This is a genomic window from uncultured Campylobacter sp. (genome assembly GCF_938039205.1).
GTDB lineage: Bacteria > Campylobacterota > Campylobacteria > Campylobacterales > Campylobacteraceae > Campylobacter_A.
On record NZ_CALHVM010000036.1, the window covers coordinates 1 to 3911 of the forward strand.

A 3911-nucleotide genomic window follows, 5' to 3' on the forward strand; every position below is an offset into this window, starting at 1 on the left:
GCCCGCGCGCCGAATGGATGGAGGTAAAGCCGTGTCGCTCGAAAATTTCCTGCCCGTCCGAGCAGACGAAGTCCGCAAAATCATCGGCAAGCTTCTCGTCTTTTACGTATTTCATAATATTTAGCGTAAAGGTAAGCGGTCCCGGCGGGATGAGTTTCTCGTCGATAGGCATGTATTCGATTTTGTCTTTAAATCTATCGTGCGTCGTTAGGCGCTTTTCGATGATGGACGCATCGCCTTTGCCGTCTACCAGATCGCACATCATGGTAATAACGCACGCTCCGTTGGCGACCATATTTTTCATGACCGGCTCAGTAAGACCTGAATTTTTCAAAATTCCCTTTACCGGTCCGCTGCCCGGAGGCGAAGCCCTTAGCGGCAACATCACCCGCACGCCGGGTTCCGCTAGATCCTTTAGATCGCGAATGCCCGCAGGATTTCCTTTCGGCACTACTAAAACGTAGTCGGTAAAACATAGCGGTCTAAAGCGAAGGCTAAGGCCAACCTTGCGTAGTTTTTGAGAGAGCTCCAAAACGCGGGCGCCGAAAACCTCCGTCTTGCCCTGTAAGGCCAATAGCGACTTCCCGAGCGCACCTGCAAAGGCGCCGGTGTACTGGATATTATGCCCCGTTTTGGACTCGTATGCTGCGTTTATCTGCGCAAAAGCTTCGGACAGTCCTCCGCACGACCAAACCTGCAGCGAATCAGGCTTAAACGGCGTGAAGCCGGCGAGCATCGATTCGGGTCCGGCGATGGCTGCCGCTGCCAAAGCTCCTTTTAAAAAGCCGCGACGAGATTCGTCTATCTCTTTAAATTTCATGCAATCTCTCCTTTCTTTGGATTGTTAAATTTACAAAGCTCTTTATTTTAAAATTTCGAGCAACCCGCTTAGAGCAGCTCTATAAACGCCTCTAGGCGCGTTCGAATTTGCCCGACGTCTTGCTTGGAGTAGTCGGTCTCCAAGCTCATATAGTTTGCTCCCGCTTCGCGGCTCGCCTCTTTGATCCTGTTCGTCTCTATTGCGTAGGTGTGGCAGCCCACGACGTCGACGACGCCGTGGGCTTGATACTCGTGGATAAATTCCTTTATAATATCGCCTCTGGCGTCGTTTTGATACATCACCGAACATGGAATTTTAAGGTAACGCTCGGCGATATTTGCGACTAGATCGCCTTCGGTTTGCGCTTAGCGAGGACGGTCTCGGCAAATACCGTGCATAGGGGCTTAGTTTGATCGCGGGATTTTTGCGGGCGGTTTTGTAAATTTCGCTTAGCTCTAGCCCCAGGCGGCCCGCGCTGATCTCTAAAAATTTGCCCGTACCCGCCGAGCATTTGTCGTTCATGATGAAGTCCGTAGGCTTGCCACCTTCTATTTTGATAGCCTTGGTGTCCTGCCCTCCCACATCTATGACGGTGCAGTCTTTCTCGAACAAAAAGTGCGCCCCAAGGCCGTGGCACAAAATTTCGCTCATGCTAAGCTGCGCGTGCTCCACGCTGACGCGCCCGTAGCCCATAGCCGTCACGAAGCCCCCGCCGTAGCCTTTTTGCTCTAAAACTTCCTTGATCTGCCTCGCGACTCTAACCGCGCTAAAGCCGCTCGGTAGCAAAAACAGCTCGCAAAATTTGCCGCACTCGTCCATAACGGCGACCTTTGATGACGCCCCGCTGGTGTCGATACCGATGAAATGCATACTCTAATCCGTAGTAAATTTTCCGACACGCGGAACTTCGTCAAATTTGAGCGCAAATTTGTGCTCAGGTTCGTGTAAATTTGCAGAAACTATAAATGAAGATAAATTTATGCAAATGTAAATCGCGACCGCGATCTGCTTTGGTTGAAATTATAGCCAAAATCAGACGTAAAAAGCGAGGGAAATTTGAAAAAATATTATTTAGCGCATTAAATTTGAGATTTTCTATGCGGGAATGAGGGTAAATTTGACGACGGAATTTTAACGTACGGCGTCAAATTTAAGGTAGGTTTTGAGCTGAGCGACAAGCAAATTTGATGGTCGTGAGAGGCGAGAGCAGACTATCAAATTTGGCTGGCGCAGTATGTAAGTTTAGCCCGATCAAAAACGGGCTAAAATGCTAAATCCTACTAACCAAAAAGAGCCAGCCTACTGATAAACCTCGCCGTCGATGATCGCCATAGTTTTGTTATCTTTACTGCGCGGCAGAGTGTAGAAAAAGCTGTGGCGAACGACCGTGCCGTCGTCGTATTTTAGCGTTAGCTCGCCTTGATCGAGCGTGTATGAGCCCTCGTCGCTACGTGATTTCGAGCTGCCCCCGTCTATGCTGCCGCCTGGGGTACCCGAGGTTGCCATAGCATACGACGATCCGCCCGAGCTAAAGCGCCCTTTGCCGTCAAAGCAGTAGTATCCGCTCACGCCTACGCTTACGGTATCGCTGCCGCCCGACCAGCCGTACAGGGACGACGAGCTGTCCTTGCGAAACGAGAAGCACTCTTTTGGCATTTGGCTTGGGATTTGTGCCTGAAACATATAGTATCCCGTGCCGATGGAGTTCCACAAAAAGGTGCAGTCGTCGTTCTCGCAGTAGTAGCTCGTATCGTAGCCGTCGTTGCTGGTTATCGTTAGGATGCCATCTTTGACCTTATACGTGCCGTCGATGCGCGTGCGCCAGTCGGACTTTTCTAGGCGGCTTGCGTATGTGCCGTCGTCGCGTAGGTAAAAGGAATAATCCTCGCTCGTGTTTAAAAGCATGTTAAATTTCGTACCGCCAAATACTCCCGAGCCTTTTTTGCTCGCCCCGGCGCTACTATGTTTGACGCTAGAGTCCTTTGCGGGTTTTGCGGACTCGGCCGAATTTGAGCTTGATTTGTTTGCTTTTGCCTGCGCGCTACTTGCGCTTTTTTTAAAGATAAACAAGACCTCTTGCCCGTCCGCGACTTGTTTGTATTCGAGCATGCCGTCTTTTAGCCAAAACTCGCCCAGCCCTTTAGCGCTAAGCGCATATTTGCCGCCGCCTAGACTTTCGTAGCCGCTTTTACCCGCGCTATTGTTGCACGAACCGTCCGGATTTACGCCCACGATGCCTACCGTCGCTTCATCGCTGCCGATCTCAAAAAACGAGTCGCCGAAGCACTTTTGCCCCGCGACTTTAAAGCTCTGCCCCTGCGCCTTTAGCGAGACTAGCTCCCATCTGCCCTGGATCTCGCTTAAATTTGGCTCGCCGAGGCCGGCTTGATTTACGGCGCCGTTTACGATGCCGGCTAAATTTACCTCATCTTTTTTAAAGGTAAATACGATCTCGCCGCTATCCGTGCCTTGTTTGTATTCGAGCAAGCCGTTATTTAGCCGTAGCTCGCCGCCGCCAAGCGAGTATCTGCCGCCGCCTAGGTTTTTTAGAGCGAAGTTTTGTTCGGCTTTTTCGCAGGATTTACCGTCCGCGCTACTTAGGCTTAGGCGCGCGTTATCGCCGCTAGCCTCGATAAAAGAGTCTTCGAGGCACTTTTGTCCGGCCGTTTTAAACGTTTGCCCCTGCGCCGTAACCGAAACGATGCTCCATCTGCCCTCTATCTCGCTAGCGCTTAAATTTAATCCGAGGCAAAGCGCTGCGAGGATTGCGAAAAATTTAAATTTAGCCATATTTTTCCTTTCGTAAATTTTTAAGCCGTCTGCGGCGGTTTTGCCTTCGGCTTTTTGTTCTCAAATTTACCCCGGTTTTACGCCGATGGGTTGCTATTCGTCCAAAAAATGTATCACGCCGTCGACGACCGCTCCACCTGCCTTGCCTTCGCTAGTAGGCGGGATATAAAAAAAGCTATGACGCTGCGTCCGTCCGTCGTCGTATCTGAGCGTGAGCTCGCCCGCGTCTAGCGTATATGAGCCCGCGCTACTGCTAGATCTTGTTCCGCCGCCGCCCACATTGCTCATGGCGGCGGAGGAG

Annotated in this window: 4 protein-coding genes and 1 pseudogene; all 5 read right to left on the reverse strand. The window is 51.1% G+C overall.

Annotated features, from left to right (window positions below):
• A partial coding sequence (locus tag Q0394_RS04935) for a substrate-binding domain-containing protein (protein WP_298945771.1) occupies window positions 1-820 on the reverse strand: 820 nt, incomplete at its 3' end.
• A gap of 68 nt (window positions 821-888) precedes the next feature.
• Window positions 889-1119, reverse strand: coding sequence for a 2-hydroxyacyl-CoA dehydratase family protein (locus Q0394_RS04940; RefSeq protein WP_298945773.1), 231 nt, complete (start codon window positions 1117-1119; stop codon window positions 889-891).
• 16 nt (window positions 1120-1135) lie between these two features.
• The gene (locus Q0394_RS04945; protein ID WP_298945775.1) at window positions 1136-1690 is read right to left on the reverse strand and encodes an acyl-CoA dehydratase activase; all 555 of its coding nucleotides are present in this window, start codon (window positions 1688-1690) and stop codon (window positions 1136-1138) included.
• A 429-nt stretch (window positions 1691-2119) separates the two neighbouring features.
• Window positions 2120-3610, reverse strand: a complete 1491-nt coding sequence (locus tag Q0394_RS04950) for a hypothetical protein (protein WP_298945777.1) — start codon at window positions 3608-3610, stop codon at window positions 2120-2122.
• A 93-nt stretch (window positions 3611-3703) separates the two neighbouring features.
• Window positions 3704-3911 (reverse strand): annotated as a pseudogene (locus Q0394_RS04955) (hypothetical protein); the annotation flags it as partial.

What these genes read in the sequence shown, in the direction of transcription:
- Q0394_RS04940 (WP_298945773.1), bottom strand. Translation starts at nt 1,119, where the DNA reads ATGTATCAAAACGACGCCAGAGGCGATATTATAAAGGAATTTATCCAC.
- Q0394_RS04945 (WP_298945775.1), bottom strand. Translation starts at nt 1,690, where the DNA reads ATGCATTTCATCGGTATCGACACCAGCGGGGCGTCATCAAAGGTCGCC.
- Q0394_RS04950 (WP_298945777.1), bottom strand. Translation starts at nt 3,610, where the DNA reads ATGGCTAAATTTAAATTTTTCGCAATCCTCGCAGCGCTTTGCCTCGGA.